Origin of the sequence: Aeromonas media (assembly GCF_020423125.1) — a bacterium.
Taxonomy (GTDB): Bacteria; Pseudomonadota; Gammaproteobacteria; order Enterobacterales; family Aeromonadaceae; genus Aeromonas; species Aeromonas media.
Genome location: NZ_CP075564.1, coordinates 1,807,283 through 1,827,467 on the forward strand (window position 1 = coordinate 1,807,283; position 20,185 = coordinate 1,827,467).

General features: G+C 60.9%; 22 protein-coding genes. 19 read left to right on the forward strand and 3 right to left on the reverse strand.

Going from position 1 to position 20,185, the window contains the following annotated elements; all coding sequences use genetic code 11:
* Positions 1–65 precede the first annotated feature (65 nt).
* From tgt to nlpI, 6 genes are all read left to right on the forward strand, one after another.
* Complete coding sequence (gene tgt, locus KI797_RS08335; RefSeq protein WP_005324320.1) at positions 66–1,202, forward strand: tRNA guanosine(34) transglycosylase Tgt; 1,137 nt, start codon at positions 66–68, stop codon at positions 1,200–1,202.
* Between the two features lie 50 nt (positions 1,203–1,252).
* A complete protein-coding gene (gene yajC, locus KI797_RS08340) occupies positions 1,253–1,588 on the forward strand; it encodes a preprotein translocase subunit YajC (RefSeq protein WP_041205953.1) in 336 nt (111 codons plus the stop codon).
* Between the two features lie 18 nt (positions 1,589–1,606).
* Positions 1,607–3,460, forward strand: coding sequence for a protein translocase subunit SecD (gene secD / locus KI797_RS08345; RefSeq protein WP_042650445.1), 1,854 nt, complete (start codon positions 1,607–1,609; stop codon positions 3,458–3,460).
* Between the two features lie 9 nt (positions 3,461–3,469).
* Positions 3,470–4,417 (forward strand): protein translocase subunit SecF, encoded by a 948-nt coding sequence (gene secF, locus KI797_RS08350; protein ID WP_005324311.1) that lies wholly within the window; start codon positions 3,470–3,472, stop codon positions 4,415–4,417.
* Between the two features lie 106 nt (positions 4,418–4,523).
* Complete coding sequence (locus KI797_RS08355; protein ID WP_041205952.1) at positions 4,524–4,892, forward strand: rhodanese-like domain-containing protein; 369 nt, start codon at positions 4,524–4,526, stop codon at positions 4,890–4,892.
* A gap of 90 nt (positions 4,893–4,982) precedes the next feature.
* On the forward strand, positions 4,983–5,915 hold the full coding sequence (nlpI, locus tag KI797_RS08360) for a lipoprotein NlpI (protein ID WP_306821178.1): 933 nt from the start codon (positions 4,983–4,985) through the stop codon (positions 5,913–5,915).
* 76 nt (positions 5,916–5,991) lie between these two features.
* Here nlpI and KI797_RS08365 read toward each other — a convergent pair whose 3' ends face one another.
* Complete coding sequence (locus KI797_RS08365) at positions 5,992–6,864, reverse strand: U32 family peptidase (protein WP_005324304.1); 873 nt, start codon at positions 6,862–6,864, stop codon at positions 5,992–5,994.
* Between the two features lie 12 nt (positions 6,865–6,876).
* Complete coding sequence (gene ubiU / locus KI797_RS08370) at positions 6,877–7,872, reverse strand: ubiquinone anaerobic biosynthesis protein UbiU (RefSeq protein WP_041205950.1); 996 nt, start codon at positions 7,870–7,872, stop codon at positions 6,877–6,879.
* A 190-nt stretch (positions 7,873–8,062) separates the two neighbouring features.
* Between ubiU and ubiT the strand changes: the two genes are divergently transcribed.
* Positions 8,063–8,578, forward strand: a complete 516-nt coding sequence (gene ubiT, locus KI797_RS08375) for a ubiquinone anaerobic biosynthesis accessory factor UbiT (protein WP_041206966.1) — start codon at positions 8,063–8,065, stop codon at positions 8,576–8,578.
* On the opposite strand, the gene KI797_RS08380 is transcribed toward ubiT, so the two are convergent.
* On the reverse strand, positions 8,543–8,959 hold the full coding sequence (locus tag KI797_RS08380; protein WP_005324297.1) for a hypothetical protein: 417 nt from the start codon (positions 8,957–8,959) through the stop codon (positions 8,543–8,545). The genes ubiT and KI797_RS08380 overlap by 36 nt on opposite strands.
* Before the next feature lie 184 nt (positions 8,960–9,143).
* Here KI797_RS08380 and trmJ point away from each other — a divergent pair, with 184 nt between their 5' ends.
* The 12 genes from trmJ (at position 9,144) to KI797_RS08440 (ending at position 20,177) form a co-directional block, all read left to right on the forward strand.
* Positions 9,144–9,878 carry a tRNA (cytosine(32)/uridine(32)-2'-O)-methyltransferase TrmJ gene (gene trmJ / locus KI797_RS08385; protein ID WP_182788629.1) on the forward strand — a complete coding sequence of 245 codons (735 nt, stop codon included), beginning with the start codon at positions 9,144–9,146 and terminating at the stop codon, positions 9,876–9,878.
* Positions 9,879–9,971: 93 nt separating this feature from the next.
* A complete protein-coding gene (gene iscR / locus KI797_RS08390) occupies positions 9,972–10,475 on the forward strand; it encodes a Fe-S cluster assembly transcriptional regulator IscR (RefSeq protein ID WP_025327241.1) in 504 nt (167 codons plus the stop codon).
* A gap of 52 nt (positions 10,476–10,527) precedes the next feature.
* The gene (locus tag KI797_RS08395) at positions 10,528–11,742 is read left to right on the forward strand and encodes an IscS subfamily cysteine desulfurase (RefSeq protein WP_041205949.1); all 1,215 of its coding nucleotides are present in this window, start codon (positions 10,528–10,530) and stop codon (positions 11,740–11,742) included.
* A gap of 54 nt (positions 11,743–11,796) precedes the next feature.
* Positions 11,797–12,180, forward strand: coding sequence for a Fe-S cluster assembly scaffold IscU (gene iscU, locus KI797_RS08400; RefSeq protein ID WP_005299770.1), 384 nt, complete (start codon positions 11,797–11,799; stop codon positions 12,178–12,180).
* Positions 12,181–12,195: 15 nt separating this feature from the next.
* On the forward strand, positions 12,196–12,519 hold the full coding sequence (gene iscA, locus KI797_RS08405; protein ID WP_005324290.1) for an iron-sulfur cluster assembly protein IscA: 324 nt from the start codon (positions 12,196–12,198) through the stop codon (positions 12,517–12,519).
* An 86-nt stretch (positions 12,520–12,605) separates the two neighbouring features.
* Positions 12,606–13,124 carry a co-chaperone HscB gene (gene hscB / locus KI797_RS08410; RefSeq protein ID WP_005324288.1) on the forward strand — a complete coding sequence of 173 codons (519 nt, stop codon included), beginning with the start codon at positions 12,606–12,608 and terminating at the stop codon, positions 13,122–13,124.
* 28 nt (positions 13,125–13,152) lie between these two features.
* Positions 13,153–15,009 (forward strand): Fe-S protein assembly chaperone HscA, encoded by a 1,857-nt coding sequence (hscA, locus tag KI797_RS08415; protein ID WP_226172541.1) that lies wholly within the window; start codon positions 13,153–13,155, stop codon positions 15,007–15,009.
* 1 nt (position 15,010) lies between these two features.
* Positions 15,011–15,349 carry an ISC system 2Fe-2S type ferredoxin gene (fdx, locus tag KI797_RS08420; RefSeq protein ID WP_005324284.1) on the forward strand — a complete coding sequence of 113 codons (339 nt, stop codon included), beginning with the start codon at positions 15,011–15,013 and terminating at the stop codon, positions 15,347–15,349.
* A gap of 159 nt (positions 15,350–15,508) precedes the next feature.
* Positions 15,509–16,813 carry an aminopeptidase PepB gene (gene pepB / locus KI797_RS08425; protein WP_226172543.1) on the forward strand — a complete coding sequence of 435 codons (1,305 nt, stop codon included), beginning with the start codon at positions 15,509–15,511 and terminating at the stop codon, positions 16,811–16,813.
* A gap of 100 nt (positions 16,814–16,913) precedes the next feature.
* Positions 16,914–18,206, forward strand: a complete 1,293-nt coding sequence (gene pepB, locus KI797_RS08430; RefSeq protein WP_005324282.1) for an aminopeptidase PepB — start codon at positions 16,914–16,916, stop codon at positions 18,204–18,206.
* A gap of 270 nt (positions 18,207–18,476) precedes the next feature.
* On the forward strand, positions 18,477–18,905 hold the full coding sequence (gene ndk, locus KI797_RS08435; RefSeq protein ID WP_005324280.1) for a nucleoside-diphosphate kinase: 429 nt from the start codon (positions 18,477–18,479) through the stop codon (positions 18,903–18,905).
* A gap of 168 nt (positions 18,906–19,073) precedes the next feature.
* A complete protein-coding gene (locus KI797_RS08440; protein ID WP_041205947.1) occupies positions 19,074–20,177 on the forward strand; it encodes a bifunctional tRNA (adenosine(37)-C2)-methyltransferase TrmG/ribosomal RNA large subunit methyltransferase RlmN in 1,104 nt (367 codons plus the stop codon).
* Positions 20,178–20,185: the final 8 nt, after the last annotated feature.

Sequence of the window (20,185 nt, forward strand, 5' to 3'; positions counted from 1 at the left end):
TCTTGTATCGGGCCCCATGGGGCCCTCCGTTGTCAGACTGTTTCTCTGACTGAATCGAGGTAGCAATGAAATTTGAACTGAAAACCACAGATGGTCGCGCCCGTCGCGGTCAGCTGGTATTCGAGCGCGGTGTGGTCCAGACCCCGGCCTTCATGCCGGTCGGTACCTACGGCACCGTCAAGGGGATGACCCCGGAAGAGGTGCGCGAAACCGGCGCCCAGATCCTGCTTGGCAACACCTTCCACCTCTGGCTGCGGCCGGGTCAGGCGGTGATGCGCGCCCACGGGGATCTGCATGACTTCATGAATTGGCAGGGCCCCATCCTGACCGACTCCGGTGGTTTCCAGGTGTTCAGCCTGGGTCACATTCGCAAGATCACCGAGGCCGGGGTGCACTTCCGTCATCCCATCAACGGCGAGAAGATCTTCCTCGACCCCGAGAAATCCATGGAGATCCAGTACGATCTGGGCTCCGACATCGTGATGATCTTCGACGAATGCACCCCGTACCCCGCGACCTACGAAGAGGCGCGCAAGTCCATGGAGATGTCCCTGCGCTGGGCCAAGCGCTCCCGCGAGAAGTTTGATGCACTGGGCAACAAGAACGCCCTGTTCGGCATCATTCAGGGCTCCGTCTACGAGCCGCTGCGGGATGTCTCCCTCGACGGTTTGCTGGAAATAGGCTTCGACGGCTATGCGGTCGGCGGTCTGGCGGTGGGCGAGCCCAAGGAAGACATGCACCGCATCCTGGATCACGTCTGCCCGAAGATCCCGGCCGACAAGCCGCGCTACCTGATGGGGGTGGGCAAGCCGGAGGATCTGGTGGAAGGGGTGCGCCGCGGCATCGACATGTTCGATTGCGTGATGCCGACCCGCAACGCCCGCAACGGCCATCTGTTCACCACGGACGGGGTGGTCAAGATCCGCAACGCCAAGTATCGCGAAGACACCAGCACCCTGGATGCCGACTGCGATTGCTACACCTGCAAGAACTACACCCGCAGCTATCTGTACCATCTGGACAAGTGCAACGAGATCCTCGGTGCCCGTCTGAATACCATTCATAACCTGCGTTATTACCAGCGTGTGATGCAGGGTTTGCGGGACGCGATCGAGCAGGGTAAATTAGACGACTTTGTAACTGAGTTTTACCGTCGGCAAGGGAAGCCCGTGCCTCCGTTAACTGAAAATGACGTGAAATAACAACGACATATAAGTTAGTTTTCAAATCTACATCAATAAGAGGTTGTTAAATGAGCATTATCTCCAAGGCGTATGCAGAAGGCGCAGCTCCGGGTGCACAGGGTGGTGGCATGGAAATGATCATCATGCTGGCCGTGTTTGGCCTCATCTTCTATTTCATGATCTACCGTCCCCAGGCCAAGCGCGCCAAGACTCATCGCGATCTGATGAGCTCCCTGGCCAAGGGTGACGAAGTGCTCACTTCAGGTGGCCTGGTCGGCAAGATCGCCAAGGTCTCCGCCGATAGCGACTACATCGTGCTGGCCCTGAACGATCAGACTCAAGTCACCATCAAGCGTGATTTCGTCTCTGCCGTTCTGCCCAAGGGTTCTATCCAGTCCCTTTAATCTCCCGAGGAGCACAGCGTGTTAAATCGCTATCCGCTGTGGAAATACCTGATGGTGATCGTCGTGATCGCCATCGGTTTTCTATATGCAGCCCCCAATCTTTACGGCGAAGACCCGGCCTTGCAGGTCTCTGCCAGCCGTGGTGCCGAAGTCAAACTAGAGACGCTCGATCAGGTGAAGGAGACGCTCGAAGCGGCTCAGATCCCGGTCAAACATGCTGCGTTCGAACACGGTTTCATTCTGATCCGGTTCACCAATACCGAAGACCAGCTCAAGGCTCGTGACGTTGTCGCCAACAAGCTGGGCGACAACTTCATTACCGCCCTCAACCTGGCACCTTCCACGCCTGCCTGGCTCGAAGCCATCGGCGCCGCTCCCCTCAAGCTGGGTCTGGACCTGCGAGGTGGCGTGCACTTCCTGATGGAAGTGGACATGGCCGAGGCGCTGACCAAGCAGCAAGAGCAGATGGTGCAGGATTTCCGCTCCGAGCTGCGCACCCAGAAGATCCGTTACTCCGGTGTGCGCCGGGTGGGTGATCAGGTGCAGGTGGTGTTCCGCGAGGAGGCCGATCAGGCCAAGGCCGCCGCCTTCCTGCGTCGGCAGAATCCAGATCTCACCTTCACCACAGAGCAGAAAGGGGATGACTTCATCCTGCTGGCTGGCCTGAGTGAAGCCAAGATCAAGGAAGTGAAGAAGTACGCCCTCGAGCAGAACATCACCATCATCCGTAACCGGGTGAACGAACTGGGTGTGGCCGAACCGCTGGTACAACAGCAGGGTGCCGAGCGCATCGTGGTGGAGCTGCCCGGTATCCAGGACACCGCCCGTGCCAAGGAGATCCTGGGGGCTACCGCGACCCTGGAGTTCCACATGGTCGATGAGGCCGCCGACATCCAGGCCGCGGCCGCAGGCCGGGTGCCGCCGAGCTCCAAGGTCTACAACGATCGCAACGGTCGTCCCGTGGTGCTGCAAAAGCGCGTGATCCTGACCGGTGACCACATCGTGGGTGCCCAGTCCGGTTTCGACGAATACAGCCGTCCCCAGGTCAACATCAAGCTCGATGGCCAGGGTGGCAACAAGATGGCCAACTTTACCAAGGACAACGTTGGTAAGGGCATGGCCACCGTCTTCATCGAGTACAAGCCGGTCGGTCAACCCGGTCCGGACGGCAAGCGCAAGTTCCGCAAGCAGGAGGAGGTGATCAACGTCGCCACCATCCAGTCGCGCCTTGGCAGCCAGTTCCGCATCACAGGTATCGACAACGCCAACGAAGCCCACAACCTGGCGCTGCTGCTGCGTGCCGGTGCCCTGATAGCCCCGATCCAGATCGTCGAAGAGCGCACCATAGGCCCGAGCCTGGGTCAGCAGAACATCGACAGCGGGATGGAAGCCATCGGCTGGGCCATGCTGGTGATCGTGCTGTTCATGGGGATCTACTACCGTGCGTTCGGTTGGGTGGCCAACCTGGCTCTCTCCATGAACCTGGTGCTGATCGTCGGCATCATGTCGATGATACCGGGGGCCACCATGACCCTGCCGGGTATCGCCGGTATCGTGCTGACGCTGGGCATGGCAGTGGATGCGAACGTGCTGATCTACGAACGTATTCGTGAAGAGATCCGTAACGGCCGCGGCGTGCAGCAAGCCATCCACATGGGCTTTGACCGCGCCTTCTCGACCATCGCCGACTCGAACGTCACCTCGCTCATCACCTGTGTGATCCTGTTTGGCATCGGCACCGGCGCCATCAAGGGCTTCGCCCTGACGCTGGGCATCGGTCTGACCGCCTCCATGTTTACGGCCATCACGGTATCCCGCGCCATCATCAACCTGGCCTGGGGCGGACGGCGCATCGACAAGCTGCCGATCTAAGGAAGAGACATGTTTCAGATTCTACATTTTGAAAAGCCCATCCCCTTCATGCGCTTTGCCAAGTCGGGAATGGTGTTCTCTGCCTTGCTGACGATGCTCGCCCTGTTCTGTCTGTTCGATCGCGGTTTGAACTGGGGTCTGGACTTCACCGGGGGGACCACTATTGAGGTGGGCTTCCAGCAATCGGTGAGCCTGGACAAGATGCACGCGGCGCTGGACGAGCAGAAGATTGAAGGGGCGACCCTGCAATTCTTTGGCTCCAGCCGCGACGTGCTGGTGCGCATGGCTCCGAAAGAGGGGGTCAAGGTCGAGCAGCAGGGCAACGAGGTGCTGGCGGCCGCCAAGCTGATCGATGAAAGCGCCGTGCTCAAGCGGGTCGAGTTCGTCGGTCCTTCGGTCGGTGACGAGCTGGCGACAGACGGTGCCCTGGCCATGCTGGCCTCCATCCTCTGTATCCTGGCCTATGTGGCGGTGCGCTTCGAGTGGCGTCTGGCGATGGGGGGTATCCTCTCCCTGGCGCACGACGTCATCATCACCCTCGGCATCTTCGCCTATTTCCAGTACGAGTTCGACCTGACCGTGCTGGCGGCGTTGATGACCCTGGTGGGTTACTCCCTGAACGATACCATTGTCGTGTTCGACCGGGTGCGGGAGAACTTCCGCAAGGTGCGCCGGGGTGATACCGCTGAGATCATGGATCTCTCCATGACCGAGACCCTGAGCCGGACCATCATCACCTCGGGGTTGACCTTCGTGGTGGTGGTGGCGCTGCTGCTCAAGGGCGGCCCGCTGATCCACGGCTTCGCCATCGCCATGGTGATAGGGGTGGCCTTCGGGACCTACTCCTCCATCTATGTGGCGAGTGCCTCTGCCATGTTCTTCGGGGTCAAGCGGGAGCACATGCTGCCGACCCAGGTGGAAAAAGAAGGTGCGGATCAGCAAGAGATCCTGCCGTAACAGACAAGGGCGCCACAGGGCGCCCTTTCTCTTGGGGCGCGGCTAAGTCATTATGCTCCCTACAACCCATCCTCATTACCCATTGCAAAAATGCAAGGAGCAAGCCATGCAACATAATCCCCGTTTTCTGGCCCTGGTAGAGGCCATTCGCCCGCAGGTACGGGAAACCGACGTGCACCAGATCAGGCGCTGGCAGGAAGAAGGCCGTGATTTTCACCTGATCGACGTGCGGGAAGATAACGAGTGGGCGAAAGGGCACCTGCCGGGGGCCGAGCATCTGGGCCGCGGGGTGATGGAGCGGGACATCGAGACCCGTTTTCCCGATCCCGACACCGAGCTCTACCTCTATTGTGGTGGGGGTTTTCGCTCCATCCTGGTGGCGGACAACCTGCAAAAGATGGGGTATTCCCGGGTGGTCAGCGTCGATGGAGGCTTTCGTGGTTGGAGTGATGCCGGATACCCTGTCGAATCCTGATTTATTTGAGGGATAGGGGTTGCGCCACATGACAAAAGGCCGGTTGACCTTTACCATATGCGGGGTCAAGCGTAAGCGTCGGAGTGTTCATTGAACGTCAGGAAAGGGATTGGATACCTCACCGGTATTCTGTTGTTGCTCCCCATGTGGGGATGCAGCAGTAGCAGTCAGGTTACAGCGCCTCAAGTTCCCAAGCCGCAACCCGCTTCATTGGTATTGGCGACCCCCTTGCAGGTCTCCTACCAGAGCGAGTTGGCGTTGGCGCGACTCGGGCAGATGCTCAGTGAAATGGAATTGACGACCGAACAGCGGGCGGAGCTCTTCTATGAGCGTGCCGTGGTGTTTGACCGGGTTGGCTTGCGTTCCCTCGCTCGGCTCGACTTCAACCGTGCCCTGCGGGAGAAGCCCGACTTTGCCGAGGCTTACAACTTCATCGGTGTCTATCTGGTTCAGCAACAGAACTATGACGAGGCCTATGAGGCGTTCGACTCGGCACTCGAGCTCGCCCCGGATTACGATTACGCCTATCTCAACCGTGGCATCGCGCTCTATTACGGCAACAGGTCAGAGCTGGCTACCGCCGACATGAAGCGTTTCTACGAGGCGCAGCCGGAAGATCCCTACCGGGTGATCTGGCTCTATCTTGCCGAGCAGAAGCTCAACGGGCCGGCGGCCATGAGCCGGATGCGTGAGCGCCTCAACAAGTATGACGACGACGCCTGGAACTGGGATCTGGTGCGCCTCTATACCGGCGAGATCAACGCCACCCAGCTGATGGGCAACGTGGTGAAAGGGGTGAAGGACAACCGGGAGCTCGCCGAGCGCCTGTGCGAAACCTACTTCTACCTCGGCAAGTTCGAGCTGGCAAAGGGCAACCGCAAGGAAGCCATCAGCTACTTCAAGCTGGCGCTGGCCAACAACGTCTATGACTTCATCGAGCATCGCTATGCCCTGCTGGAGCTGGAGCTGATGGCGCGCAAACCCTTGCCGCCGGGTGCCCAGGGCAAAAGCAGCAAAGCGTGAGAAGGGCGTCAGCCCTCAGTGAAAAAGGCCTCTTGATGAGGCCTTTTTGCTGTCTGCTGCTGTCGTCCCTGCGTGATCACTTCACCAGGCTCATGCCGGGGATCTGTCGCCAGTAACCGTTGCAGTCCCGTTCCTGCTGCAGGGGGAGGGGAGCCTGACCCTGCTGGTTGGCCTTGAAACGCGCCAGCATGTCGAGTGTCTCCATCCCTTCGGGAGAGAGGCGCACTACATCCACCAGTCCCGCCATGCCTTTAAGCTCGTTGCCAAGGTTGTAGCAGTAGCCGGACTGGGTCTGGATGCCGTTGAGATTGAACACCTTCTGCCCCTCGCGGCTGCTGGCCAGCCGTCCGGTCGGGTAGTGGATGCAGGCGAGCTCGCAGTTGTCCTTGGGCTTGTCGAGGGAGCGGGCGGTGAAGCAGCGCGCCGAGTAGGCGAGCGGCAGGTGGCCGTAGGCGAACACCTCCACCTCGAACTGCTGGCGGAGCGGGCCAAGATCCTCATTGAGTTGCACCAGCCAGTCGCGGGAGAGCTCCACCGGCATCACCCAGCGCTGCATCCCCTGTTTGAGCAGCATGCGCAGCACGTCTGCGTTGTAGGCATTGATGGCCGGGCCACACACGAAGGGCAGGCCCGCCTCACAGGCGAGCTGGACGGTGCCGAGATCGTTGGCCTCGACCATGAGATCGCCGTTGTCCACCAGCCGCTTCACCTCCTTGAGCTCCGATGGCGCCGAGATCAGCGCCAGAGTGGAGAGCACGGTCTGTTTACCCGTGCTCGCCACCTGGCGGGCCAGGGCAATCCAGTCATCTACTTTCAGTTCACGGCGTTTGCTGCACACCGTCTCACCCAGATAGATGATGTCGGCCTGGCTCTGGGCCGCCGCCTCATAGAAGGCCCGGGTGTCGGCCTTGGGCCAGTAGAAAAGCAGGGGCCCGAGAGAGAATTGCATGATGTGCTCCTTTTATTGCCACTGGCGATGATAGGCGCCGAGGGTGGTCTGACTTCCCTCGGAGACGCGGGCAAGCTGGGCATCCCACTCGCTCTTGACGCTGTAGGCGTCGGGGTTGGCTTGATAGGCATCGATGGCGGCGCGCCAGACCCGGGTCACCTGCTCGACATAGGCGGGGCTGCGTTGGCGGCCCTCGATCTTGACCGACTGGATCCCGGTCTGGAACAGCTCGGGCAAGAGGCCAAGCGTGTTGAGACTGGTGGGCTCCTCCAGGGCGTGATAGGTCTGGCCATCCACCTCGAAACGTCCCTTGCACAGGGTCGGGTAACCGGCGTTTTCCCCCGGGCCGTAGCGATCGATCAGCACCTCATTGAGACGGGATTCGAGACCGCGGGGGGTCTCTTCCCAGCGCACGAACTTGGCGGGGGAGCAGGCGCCCACGGTATTGGGGCTTTCACCCGTCATGTAGGAGGAGAGATAGCAGCGCCCCTCCGCCATGATGCAGAGGCTGCCGAAGGCGAACACCTCGAGGCCGACATCGGTCTCGCGGGCCAGCTGCCTGACCTGGTGCATGGAGAGCACCCGTGGCAGCACCACCCGGCCGACGTTGAAGTGCTGCTGGTAGAAGCGGATGGCGGCGGCGTTGGTGGCGCTGGCCTGCACCGAGACATGGAGCTCCATGTCGGGATGATGGCGGCTGGCGTAATCCAGCACGGCGAGATCGGCGATGATCAGGGCATCGGCACCGAGCGCCACTCCCCTGTCCACGGCCTGCTTCCATCTGGCATCGGAGCCCGGGTGGGCGAAGGTGTTGATGGCGATGTGCAGCTTGCGGCCGTGCCGGTGCACATAGTCCACCGCCTTCTCCAGTTTGCTGTCCGTGAAGTTGAGCCCGGCGAAGTGGCGGGCGTTGGTGTCATCCTTGAAGCCGATATAGACCGCATCGGCCCCGTTATCCACGGCTGTCTTCAGTGCCGGCAGGCTACCTGCCGGGCAGAGTAATTCCATCGGGTACGCTCCGAGAGGGCAAAAATGCAAAAAGTGGCCCGATTGTATGCAGGCTTGACCCCCCGCTTTTTGACCTGAGGCAGCTTTGTGTGGCTTTACCCTTCTAGAGGTAAGTGGGCACAAGTTTGATTTTCAACAGGATCCTGATAATTGCACTGTGTTTGAATACGCAAAAAACTGGGAGTTTATCGTGTTTCAACAACTGCAACGTCGCCTGGTCGAACAGGCTCCTCGTCTCTTGCGCCGCCCGCTCAAGCTGGTGCCCTTCACCCTGCAGCAAAACCTGATGGAGGCTTTGTTGGCACAGGCGTTCAAGGAGGCCATCCAGGACGGGGATTTCGCCTTCCTGGCCGGCAAGTGGCTCAAAGTTGAGGTGTCGGATCTCGAACTATGCTGGTTCGTCAGCGAGCGAGAGGGAAAACTGGTGGTGGCCCGTGACTGCGAGCGTGCCGATGTCTGCTTCAGCGGTAGCAGCCAGGATCTCATCCTGATTGCCGGTCGAAAAGAGGATCCGGACTCCCTCTTCTTCCAGCGCAGGCTGAAGATAGAAGGGGATACCGAGTTGGGCCTCGAGGTGAAGAACCTGATGGACAGCCTGGATCTGGATGGGCTGCCCGGGCTGATGAAATATCCCTTGATGGACCTGGCCACCCTGATAGAGCGGGTCCGATCAGCGCAGGATCCGCTGCCCGCGTCGATGGCCTGAGCCGCGTCTCAGCTGCATCGCCAGCCCCGGGGTATGATGGCGATGACGCCGCCTGGTCCACAAGCAGCGGCCACCCCAGAGACAGGGGAGCAGGGCGAGCAGGGCCGTGGTGTCAGGTTGGCGCAGCAGCACCAGCCCGAGCGCCAGCCACAGGAAAGGCAGGGCCTCATAGCACCACTCCGGTTGCAGCCAGCGTTTGGCGGGATAGATGACCAGATCGGTGCGCCTGTAGTTGGAGCGCATCATCCAGAGGAGAGCACCCACCACAAACAGCAGGATCGCCGCGAGCCAGAGCAGCGGTGAGTGGGCAAAGAACCACAACACAGCGGAGAGCAGCAGGTAAAGTAGCGGCAATTGTTCATAGATCCAGGGGGGAAGCATGAGAGGAGTGCTCCGGGTAATGCAGCTTGACCCTCTAAGGTTAGCTCTCCCTTTTCCCCCCTTCAGGCCGGTTGGTTATACAAGCGGTGATTTTTGTTCTGAAATGCGGGGTCAGAAGCGGTGCCAAAATAGCGATTCGTTATGTTACTATTACGCGCCATTTTTGACTGAAGATTGACTGGGCATGTTGGATCAGATTCGTATCGTTTTGGTAAACACCTCTCACACCGGCAACATGGGCTCTGCGGCGAGAGCCATGAAGACCATGGGGCTGACTCAGCTGGTGTTGGTTGATCCGCAAGCCTTGCCCGATGACGATGCCATCGCCCTGGCGGCGGGAGCCAGCGATGTGCTGGTCAACGCCCGCATCGTGCCGACGCTCGATGAGGCCATCGCCGATTGTGGCCTGGTCATCGGCACCAGTGCCCGCTCTCGGACCCTGAGCTGGCCCATGCTGGATCCCCGCGAAGCGGGTGAGAAGCTGGTGACGGAGGGGGTGATGCATCCGGTCGCTCTGGTGTTTGGTCGTGAACGCACCGGCCTCACCAACGATGAGCTGCAAAAGTGTCACTACCACGTGGCCATCCCGGCCAACCCCGAATACAGCTCTCTCAATCTGGCCATGGCGGTGCAGACCCTCTGCTACGAGGTGCGGATGCGCTGGCTGGAGACTCAGGGAACTGCCACGGTGGAATCGGATGCGGAGCGGGTGGATTATCCCAGTGCCCAGCAGTTGGAAGGCTTCTATCTGCATCTGGAGCAGACCCTGCAGAAGACAGGCTTCATTGCCGATGATCACCCCGGTCATGTCATGAGCAAGCTGCGCCGTCTGTTCAACCGCGCCCGGCCGGAAGTGGTTGAATTGAATATCCTGCGGGGCATTCTCACCTCGGTGCAGAAAGCCCGGCCGCAGGATTAATCCCGACTGATTTACTCAAGCATATACTTGACTGTTTTAGTCGGGTATGTGACCATGTGCCCATATTGATTTGTTCGCAAGACGGTAAGGCATATGAGACTGACCTCAAAAGGACGTTACGCAGTGACAGCCATGCTCGACGTGGCGTTGCATGCAGAGCAGGGGCCCGTTCCTCTTGCTGATATTTCAGAGCGCCAGGGCATCTCCTTGTCCTATCTGGAACAACTGTTTGCCCGTCTGCGCAAGCATGGGCTGGTGAGCAGCGTGCGCGGCCCGGGCGGTGGTTATCGCCTCGGCCTGGCCCCTGGCGAGATCTCGGTAGGTCAGGTGATCACCGCGGTCGATGAATCGGTCGATGCGACCAAATGTCTCGGCAAGGGTGGCTGCCACGGTGGTACCCAGTGTCTGACCCACTCCCTGTGGCGTGACTTGAGTGAGCGCATTTCCAGTTTCCTGGGGGACATCACCCTGGCGGAGCTGGTCGGTCAGGCCGATGTGCGCCGCATCGCCGGTAAGCAAGATGAACAAATGAAGACCGTGTTGTCCCTGGTTGACCGGGCCGAACGCGGTGATGTGAGCTTGAAAGTCCAACTATAAACGTGCTTTCCACGACGAGTCGCTGTGTGGCCGCGTCGTAACGGAGAAAAACATGAAACTGCCTATTTACCTTGATTATTCGGCAACCTGTCCGGTGGACCCGCGTGTCGCAGAAAAAATGATGCAGTGCCTCACCATGGACGGCCTGTTTGGCAATCCTGCCTCCCGCTCTCACCGTTTCGGCTGGCAGGCCGAAGAGGCGGTGGACCTGGCCCGTAATCAAGTGGCAGAGCTGATTGGTGCAGATCCTCGCGAGATCGTCTTCACCTCCGGCGCGACCGAATCCAACAACCTGGCCATCAAGGGCATAGCCCACTTCTATGCTGGCAAGGGCAAGCACATCATCACCTCCAAGACTGAACACAAGGCGGTGCTCGACACTTGCCGCCAGCTGGAGCGTGAAGGCTATGAGGTGACCTACCTCGAACCGATGCCAAACGGCCTGTTCACTCTCGAGCAGATCGAAGGTGCCCTGCGCGATGACACCATCCTGGTCAGCATCATGCATGTGAACAACGAGATCGGTGTGGTGCAGGACATCGCCGCCATCGGCGAGCTGTGCCGCTCCCGCAAGATCCTGCTGCACGTGGACGCGGTCCAGAGCGTGGGCAAGATCCCGGTGGACGTGGAAGCGCTGAAAGTGGACCTGCTCTCCATGTCCGCCCACAAGGTATACGGCCCCAAGGGGATCGGTGCCCTGTACGTGCGCCGCAAGCCCCGCGTACGTCTGGAAGCCCAGATGCACGGTGGCGGTCATGAGCGCGGCATGCGTTCCGGCACCCTGGCGACCCACCAGATCGTTGGCATGGGTGAGGCTTTCCGCATCGCCAAGGAAGAGATGGCGAGCGAGAGCCAGCACATCATGGCCCTGCGTCAGCGTCTGTGGAATGGCATCAAGAACATCGAAGAAGTCTATATCAACGGCGATCTGGACCAGCGTGTCCCGGGTAACCTGAACGTCAGCTTCGCCTATGTGGAAGGGGAATCCCTCATCATGGCGCTGAAGGATCTGGCGGTCTCTTCCGGTTCGGCCTGTACTTCGGCCAGCCTGGAGCCTTCCTACGTGCTGCGCGCCCTGGGCCTGAACGACGAGCTGGCACACAGCTCCATCCGCTTCAGCATCGGTCGCTTCACCACAGAGGAAGAGATCGACTACGCAATCAAGCTCATCTGCGACTCCATCGGTCGTCTGCGCGAGATGTCCCCCCTGTGGGAGATGTTCAAGGACGGCGTCGATCTGAACACGGTCGAATGGGCACATCACTGATCCTTGCCAACGTGGCAAGTGTTTGGTGAACAACGGAATTAGCAGGAGTTAGATATGGCTTACAGTGAAAAAGTAATCGACCACTACGAGAATCCCCGCAACGTCGGCGGTTTTGACAAGAACGACCCCAGCATCGCGACCGGCATGGTCGGCGCCCCGGCCTGTGGCGACGTGATGAAGCTGCAATTGAAGATCAGCGACGACGGCATCATCGAAGACGCCAAGTTCAAGACCTATGGCTGTGGCTCCGCCATCGCCTCCAGCTCCCTGGTGACCGAATGGGTCAAGGGCAAGACCCTGGACGAAGCCGCCGGCATCAAGAACACCGACATCGCCGAAGAGCTGGCCCTGCCGCCGGTGAAGATCCACTGCTCCATTCTGGCGGAGGATGCCATCAAGGCCGCCATCGCCGATTACAAGCAGAAGAAAGGTCTCTAAGGTCCGGAGAGCAGTATGGCCATTACCATGACAGATGCCGCAGCGGCACGGGTTTCCTCTTTCATAACCAACCGGGGCAAGGGCATAGGCCTGCGCCTCGGCGTTAAGACCACCGGCTGTTCTGGCCTTGCCTATGTGCTCGAGTTTGTGGATGAGCTGGCCGCTGAGGATCAGGTGTTCGAGCAAAACGGTGTCAAGATCATCGTCGATGCCAAGAGCCTGATCCATCTGGATGGCACCGAGCTGGACTTCGTCAAGGAGGGCCTCAACGAGGGCTTCCAGTTCAACAACCCGAACGCCAAGGGCGAGTGCGGTTGTGGCGAGAGCTTCAGCGTCTAATCGATGAAGCCGGCAGCCTGCTGCCGGCTTTGCCGTTCAAGATGGATGGTGAGCAAGGCACTAGCCTTCGAGTCTGAGGACACAGAATGAATCATTTCGAGCTGTTCGGGCTGGCAGAGGGCTTCGAGCTCGATACCCGCCAGCTGGCAGACACCTACCGCCAGTTGCAAACCCGGTTTCACCCCGATCGTTTTGCCACCGCCCCCGAGCGGGAGCAGTTGGCCGCGGTGCAGCGTGCCGCCCAGATCAACGATGCCTTCACTACCCTCAAGTCCCCCCTGCGCCGAGCAGAATACCTGCTCTCCCTGCGCGGTACTGACATTCGAGGCGAGCAACAGACCCTGCAAGACACCTCTTTCCTGATGCAACAGCTGGAGTGGCGCGAGCGCCTGGCTGACCTGAAAGGGAATGCGAGTCCTGAGCGTGCCATCGAAGATTTTCGTTGCGAGATCAGGCATGATCACCAGTCTCTGATGCAACGGCTGACCGATGCCCTCACCGCGGGTGAAGATCTGGCGGCGGCCGACTGCGTGCGCAAACTCAAGTTTGTCGACAAGCTCCTCGAGGAGCTGGAACGATTCGAAGACTCGCTGTTCGAGTCTTGACCCTCTAACGCTGGAATTGTGATTACCCATGGCATTACTGCAAATCGCCGAGCCCGGCCAGAGCGCCGCGCCTCATCAGCACAAACGTGCCGTAGGCATCGATCTCGGCACCACCAACTCCCTGGTTGCCGCCGTACGCAGCGGCCAGGCCGATACCCTGAGTGACGAACAGGGGCGCGATCTGCTGCCCTCCGTGGTGCACTATCAAGCTGGTCAGGCCGACGCCATCAGGGTGGGCTTTGACGCCAAGCGCGAAGCCGCCCTCGATCCCCACAACACCATCGTCTCGGTCAAACGGATGATGGGCAAGGCGCTGGCCGACATGGATATCCGTCAGCAGCCTTACGAGTTCGTGGCCGCCGACAACGGCATGCCCCAGATCCAGACCCGCCAGGGGCTGGTCAATCCGGTGCAGGTCTCGGCGGAGATCCTCAAAAAACTGGCCGAGCGCGGCGCCGCCTCCCTCGGCGGTGATCTCGACGGTGTGGTCATCACAGTGCCCGCCTATTTTGATGACGCCCAACGCCAGGGCACCAAGGATGCGGCCCGTCTGGCTGGTCTACACGTGCTGCGCCTGCTCAACGAGCCCACCGCCGCCGCCATCGCCTACGGCCTCGACTCCGGTCAGGAAGGGGTGATCGCCGTCTATGACCTCGGTGGTGGCACCTTCGACATTTCCATCCTGCGTCTGCATCGCGGGGTGTTCGAGGTGATGGCTACCGGCGGCGACTCGGCGCTGGGTGGCGATGATTTCGATCATCTGCTGGCAGACTGGATCAAGGCGCAGGCCGGTTTGAGTGGCCAGCTCGATGCCCGCACCCAGCGGGAGTTGCTGGATGTGGCGGCGGCGGTCAAGCACGGCCTGACGGATGCAGACCGCGTTGCCTGCTCCTTTGCCGGCTGGCAGGGGGAGGTGAGCCGCAGCCAGTTCGACGAGCTCATCCTGCCGCTGGTCAAGCGCACTCTGCTGGCCTGCCGCCGCGCCCTGCGCGATGCGGGGCTCGAGCAGGTGGAGGTGCTGGAAGTGGTGATGGTGGGGGGCTCCACCCGGGTGCCGCTGGTGCGCGAGCTGGTGGGGGAATTCTTCCAGCGTACGCCGCTGACCAGCATAGATCCGGACAAGGTGGTGGCCATCGGGGCTGCCATCCAGGCCGACATCCTGGTGGGCAACAAGCCCGATGCCGAGATGCTGCTGCTGGACGTGATCCCGCTCTCTCTGGGTCTTGAGACCATGGGGGGGCTTGCCGAGAAAGTGATCCCGCGCAACACCACCATACCGGTGGCCCGTGCCCAGGAGTTCACCACCTTCAAGGATGGCCAGACTGCCATGGCCATCCACGTGGTGCAGGGAGAACGCGAGCTGGTGGCGGATTGCCGCTCCTTGGCCCGCTTCACCCTGACCGGTATTCCGCCCATGGCGGCCGGTGCCGCCCACATTCGCGTCACCTTCCAGGTGGATGCGGACGGACTGCTGTCGGTCAGCGCCATGGAAAAATCCTCCGGCGTGCAGGCGGAGATCCAGGTCAAGCCCTCCTATGGCTTGGCGGAAGAGGACATCCTCAGCATGCTGAGCGCCTCCATCGCCAATGCCCAGCAGGACATGGATGCCCGCATGCTGGCGGAGCAGCAGGTGGAAGCCGATCGGGTGGTGGAGAGCCTCAATGCGGCGCTGGCCGCCGATGGCGAAGCACTGCTCAATGCTGCCGAACGTGCCGAGATCGACGCCGCGATCACTCATCTGCTGGCCATGCGTGCCACCGGCACAACCAATCAAATCAAAGATGCCATCGAGGCGGCGGATGCCGTCAGTGGCGAGTTTGCGGCCCGTCGCATGGATGTGTCCATTCGCAAGGTGCTGACCGGCCAAAACGTCAACAAGGTGTAATATGCCAAAACTGATCATTCTGCCTCACCCCGAACTCTGTCCGGACGGCGCGGCCCTCGAGGGCGCGACCGGTGAGACCATACTGGACATCGCCCTGCGCAACGGCATCGAGATCGAGCATGCCTGCGAGAAGTCCTGTGCCTGTACCACTTGCCACTGCGTGGTGCGGGAGGGGTTTGACTCCCTCGAGCCGAGCGATGAGCTGGAGGACGACATGCTGGACAAGGCATGGGGACTGGAGCCGGAATCCCGCCTGAGTTGCCAGGCCCGTCTGGCGGATGAGGATCTGGTGGTGGAGCTGCCCAAGTACACCATCAACCTCGCCTCCGAGCGTCACTGATTGACCCGCTAATTACACATGAGTGAATTGCGCGTGCAGCATCTCATGGTGCAGTAATGATATGGTGAAGGCCGTACCCCTCGGGGGAACGGCCTTTTTTGTCTCCGTTACCCCGCGTTGTTAATGAATCGTGCCAAGAAGAAAAGGAAGCAAGAGAAAATGGCTGACATGATGAAGGTACTGTTATCCGCCCAGGCTGCTGCCGCCCACTGGGGTGAAGGCGCCCTGCTCAGTTTCAACGGTGAGGAGACCCTGATCCACCTGGGTTCCACCGTCTTGCAGCAGGATATCCTGCGCACAGTTCAGCGTGCGGCTCGTCGACTCGAATCGAGCGGCATCAAGCGGGTGAGCCTGGTCGGTGAGGGTTGGGATCTGGAGCGCCGTTACGCTTTCGCCCAGGGCTTCTATGCCGCCAATGGGCAGCGTGAACTGGACTTCGGCGAGCAGAGCACAGCGGATGCCCTCGAGCTGGAGGCGCTGGTCAAGGCGACCCGCTGGGTGCGCGAGGTGACCAACGGTTGCCCGGAAGAGATCTACCCCATGAGCCTGGCGGAGTCCGCCCTGCTGCTGCTCCGCGGCCTGGGTGGCGATCAGGTCACCGCCCGCATCACCGCAGGCGAAGCTCTGCGCGAGGCCGGCCATATCGGGATCTGGTCGGTGGGTCGCGGCAGCGAGCGCGAGCCCGTGCTGCTGGAGCTGGACTACAACCCGACCGGGGATCGCAACGCCCCCGTGGTGGCGGCTCTGGTGGGCAAGGGCATCACCTTCGACTCCGGTGGCTACTCCATGAAGTCCTCTGACAACATGCTGCCGATGAAGTCCGACATGGGTGGGGCCGCCATGGTGACCGGCGCCCTGGCGCTCGCCATCAGCCGTGGCCTCGACAAGCGGGTGAAACTCATCCTCTGCTGCGCCGAGAACCTGGTCTCAGGCCACGCCTTCAAGCTCGGTGACATCCTCACCTACAAGAACGGCATCTCGGTGGAGATCCAGAACACTGACGCCGAAGGGCGCCTGGTGCTGGCCGATGGCCTGCTGGCAGCCTCCGACAGCGGCGCCGCCCACATTCTCGATGCCGCTACCCTGACCGGCGCCGCCAAGACAGCGCTGGGGCGCGACTACAATGCCGTGTTTGCTCTGGACGAGTGCGAGCAACAGCGCGCCCTGGCCGCTGCGAAAGCCGAGCAGGAGAAGGCCTGGCCGCTGCCGCTGGAATCCTGGCATGCGGGTCAGCTCACCTCTGCCTTCGCCGAACTGGGTAACGTCGCCTCCGCCGAAGGCACCGCCGGAGCCACCACGGCCGCCGCGTTTCTGTCGCGCTTCGTGCGTGACGAGGGCAAGGGCTGGGTGCACCTGGATCTCGCCGCCTCCTATCAAAAGTCCGGCAACGAGCTGTGGGCGACCGGCGCCAAAGGGCACGGTCTGCGCACCATAGCGCGCTGGTTGCAGGAGGTTTCTGCATGAACATCTGTTTGAATCACGAGTGGCGCCGTGAAGTGCGCCAGATGCCGGCAGGCCAGGCCTGTGTATCCATGATTGCCCGCTGGTTGCAGGAGGTGTGTGAATGAACGTCTGGCTGAGCCGTGAATTTGCCGCCCCCGATTGGGGCGAGGGGGCGCTGCTCTCCCACCGTGCCGATGGCATGGTGATCCACCTGGTGACGGCGTCCCCCTTGCTGGACATCCAGCAGGCGGCCCGCCGTCTCTGTGGTCAGGGGATCCAGAAGGTCGCCCTGTGCGGTCACTGGGAGCGCGAGCAGCAGTGGGCCTTCGCCCAGGGGCTGCAGACCCCGAAGGCCGAGGTGGAGCTGCAGTGGGCGACCTCGTCCGAAGAGGACAGGGAAGAGCTGGAGGCGCGCTGGCTGTGCGGGCGCTGGGTGCGTGAGATGACCAATGCCACCCCGGAGCAGCTGGGACCGCTGGAGCTGGCGGTGGAGGCGGCAGCCTTCATCACCGAGCTGGCACCGGACAGGATCAGCCATCGCATCCTCAAGGGCGAAGCCTTGCAGCAGGCGGGTTGGGTCGGTCTCTATCAGGTTGGCCGCGGCAGCGATCGCGAACCCGTGATGCTGGAGCTGGACTACAACCCCACCGGGGATCGCAACGCCCCCGTGGCGGCGGCCCTGGTGGGCAAGGGCATCACCTTCGATTCCGGCGGCTACTCCATGAAAACCTCCCAGGGCATGCTCACCATGAAGCATGACATGGGGGGGGCGGCCATCGTCACCGGCGCCCTGGCGCTGGCCATACTGCGCGGCCTCGACAAGCGGGTGAAGCTCATTCTCTGCTGCGCCGAGAACCTGGTCTCCGGTCACGCCTACAAGCTGGGTGATATCCTCACCTACAAGAACGGCACCACGGTCGAGATCGTCAACACCGACGCCGAGGGGCGCCTGGTGCTGGCCGACGGTCTGCAGCTCGCCGGGGAGTCCGGCGCACCGCTCATCATCGACGCCGCCACCCTGACCGGGGCCGCCGTGATGGCGCTGGGGGGGCGCTACAACGCCCTGTTCGGCCTCGACAAGGGATTGGTGAGCCGTGCTATGGCCTATTCGGATGCGGAGCAGGAGCCAGCCTGGCCGCTGCCGCTGGAACCCTGGCACCGCCAGCAGTGCCCGTCCCACTATGCCGATACGGCCAACAGCCGTCCGGTGCCGGGTGGTGGCCCGGGCGGTGCCTCCAACGCGGCGGGTTTCCTCTCCCGCTTCGTCGGCAATGAAGGGCGGGGCTGGCTGCACGTCGATCTCGCCGCCTGTTTCAGCGAGAACGGTGACAACCTCTGGGCCCCCGGGGCCAACACCCTGGGGATGCGCACCATCGCCCATACCCTGCTGGCGGAGACGCGCCGAGGGGCATGACAAGGCGAAAGGGCACCTCGGGGTGCCCTTTTCAACGGTGCTGGTTATATGAGCAATAGATAGGGTTTTAGCGGGTTAGCGTGACTATCGTGCACAAGCGCACATTTTTTCTCAGTGCCATGACACAAGATGAGTCACCATGTTGTTTCAAGGAATTTTTTGTTTAATAAAAAGTTGCTATTTTGTGTGTTATTTCGGTTTTTGTTTACGTATAATCGCCGCCGAACATGGATTCCTACAATAAAACTCTGTAGTTAAGGAAAGAACTCAATGGCTATCGAACGTACCTTCTCTATCGTCAAGCCGGACGCGGTCAGCAAGAACCTGATCGGTGCCATCTACAGCCGCTTCGAGAGCGCCGGCCTGAAAGTGGTCGCCGCCAAGATGCTGCACCTGAGCAGCGAGCAGGCCGCCGGTTTCTACGCCGAACACCAGGGCAAGCCTTTCTATGATGGACTGGTTGCTTTCATGACCTCAGGCCCCGTCATGGTACAGGTGCTGGAAGGGGAAGACGCCATTCGCCGTCATCGCGAAATCATGGGCGCCACCAACCCGAAAGAGGCCCTGGCCGGCACCCTGCGCTCCTGCTATGCCGAGAGCATCGATCGCAACGCTGTGCACGGTTCCGATGCCCCGGCCTCTGCCGCTCGTGAAATCGCCTACTTCTTCTCCGACGCCGAGATCTGCCCACGCGGCTGATTTTCGTCAGAAGATCATCAAGGGAGCCTCGGCTCCCTTTTGTTTTTTGGTCATTCGGTCAATATCCTCTTATTCTCCAGGTGGAAAGGCAGACCCATTATTTGTACAATGCCGCCCCCTGACGTAGGTCAGCCGATAATTTATGAAGTGTGTGAGCTGAGGCCCTTGATGAGCGAAACAAAAACCAACCTGCTGGATCTCGATCGGGATGCCATGCGTGCCTTCTTCGTCGAGCTGGGCGAGAAGCCGTTCCGGGCAGATCAGATAATGAAGTGGATCTACCACTCCGGTTGTGATGACTTCGATCAGATGAGCAACGTCAACAAGGCGTTGCGTGAGCGTCTCAAGGCCATTGCCGAGATCCGAGCCCCCGAGATCAGCCGTGAACAACGCTCCGCGGATGGCACCATCAAGTGGGCCCTGCAGGTCGGGGATCAGGAAGTCGAGACCGTCTACATCCCGGAGGCGGATCGGGCAACCCTCTGTGTCTCCTCCCAGGTCGGCTGCGCCCTGGCGTGCACCTTCTGCTCCACCGCCCAGCAAGGTTTCAACCGCAACCTGAAGGTCTCCGAGATCATCGGCCAGGTCTGGCGTGCCGCCAAGGTGGTGGGCGGCAAGCGCCCCATCACCAACGTGGTGATGATGGGCATGGGCGAGCCGCTGCTGAATCTCGCCAACGTGGTGCCGGCCATGAGCCTGATGATGGATGACTTTGGTTTTGGTATCTCCAAGCGCCGCGTCACCCTCTCCACCTCCGGCGTGGTGCCGGCGCTGGACATGCTGGGCGACCAGATCGACGTGGCGCTGGCCATCTCGTTGCATGCACCGAATGACAAGCTGCGCTCCGAGATCATGCCGATCAACGACAAGTACAACATCGAGGCCTTCCTGGCGGGGGTGCGCCGCTATCTGGCCAAGTCCAACGCCAATGGCGGCCGGGTGACGGTGGAATATGTGCTGCTCGATCATATCAATGACGACATGCAGCATGCCCACGAGCTGGCGCAGGTACTCAAAGATACCCCTTGCAAGGTCAACCTGATCCCGTTCAACCCCTTCCCGGGCAATCCGTTTGGCAAGCCGAGCAACAGTCGCATCGACCGCTTCTCCAAGGTGCTGATGGAATACGGTATGACCGTCATCGTCCGCAAGACCCGCGGGGATGACATCGATGCGGCCTGTGGCCAGCTGGTGGGGGAGGTGATCGACCGCACCAAGCGCACCATGAAAAATCGGATGCAACAGGATGGGATTTCCGTCAAAATGGTTTAACTCGCTAA

Bases quoted from the DNA above. Each gene is read 5' to 3' on its own strand.
- hscB (WP_005324288.1), top strand. From the start codon at position 12,606: ATGAATCATTTCGAGCTGTTCGGGCTGGCAGAGGGCTTCGAGCTCGAT.
- trmJ (WP_182788629.1), top strand. From the start codon at position 9,144: ATGTTGGATCAGATTCGTATCGTTTTGGTAAACACCTCTCACACCGGC.
- secF (WP_005324311.1), top strand. From the start codon at position 3,470: ATGTTTCAGATTCTACATTTTGAAAAGCCCATCCCCTTCATGCGCTTT.
- pepB (WP_005324282.1), top strand. From the start codon at position 16,914: ATGAACGTCTGGCTGAGCCGTGAATTTGCCGCCCCCGATTGGGGCGAG.
- KI797_RS08355 (WP_041205952.1), top strand. From the start codon at position 4,524: ATGCAACATAATCCCCGTTTTCTGGCCCTGGTAGAGGCCATTCGCCCG.
- tgt (WP_005324320.1), top strand. From the start codon at position 66: ATGAAATTTGAACTGAAAACCACAGATGGTCGCGCCCGTCGCGGTCAG.
- fdx (WP_005324284.1), top strand. From the start codon at position 15,011: ATGCCAAAACTGATCATTCTGCCTCACCCCGAACTCTGTCCGGACGGC.
- yajC (WP_041205953.1), top strand. From the start codon at position 1,253: ATGAGCATTATCTCCAAGGCGTATGCAGAAGGCGCAGCTCCGGGTGCA.
- ubiU (WP_041205950.1), bottom strand. From the start codon at position 7,872: ATGGAATTACTCTGCCCGGCAGGTAGCCTGCCGGCACTGAAGACAGCC.
- iscU (WP_005299770.1), top strand. From the start codon at position 11,797: ATGGCTTACAGTGAAAAAGTAATCGACCACTACGAGAATCCCCGCAAC.
- iscR (WP_025327241.1), top strand. From the start codon at position 9,972: ATGAGACTGACCTCAAAAGGACGTTACGCAGTGACAGCCATGCTCGAC.
- KI797_RS08440 (WP_041205947.1), top strand. From the start codon at position 19,074: ATGAGCGAAACAAAAACCAACCTGCTGGATCTCGATCGGGATGCCATG.
- hscA (WP_226172541.1), top strand. From the start codon at position 13,153: ATGGCATTACTGCAAATCGCCGAGCCCGGCCAGAGCGCCGCGCCTCAT.
- iscA (WP_005324290.1), top strand. From the start codon at position 12,196: ATGGCCATTACCATGACAGATGCCGCAGCGGCACGGGTTTCCTCTTTC.
- pepB (WP_226172543.1), top strand. From the start codon at position 15,509: ATGGCTGACATGATGAAGGTACTGTTATCCGCCCAGGCTGCTGCCGCC.
- KI797_RS08365 (WP_005324304.1), bottom strand. From the start codon at position 6,864: ATGCAATTCTCTCTCGGGCCCCTGCTTTTCTACTGGCCCAAGGCCGAC.
- KI797_RS08380 (WP_005324297.1), bottom strand. From the start codon at position 8,959: ATGCTTCCCCCCTGGATCTATGAACAATTGCCGCTACTTTACCTGCTG.
- ndk (WP_005324280.1), top strand. From the start codon at position 18,477: ATGGCTATCGAACGTACCTTCTCTATCGTCAAGCCGGACGCGGTCAGC.
- KI797_RS08395 (WP_041205949.1), top strand. From the start codon at position 10,528: ATGAAACTGCCTATTTACCTTGATTATTCGGCAACCTGTCCGGTGGAC.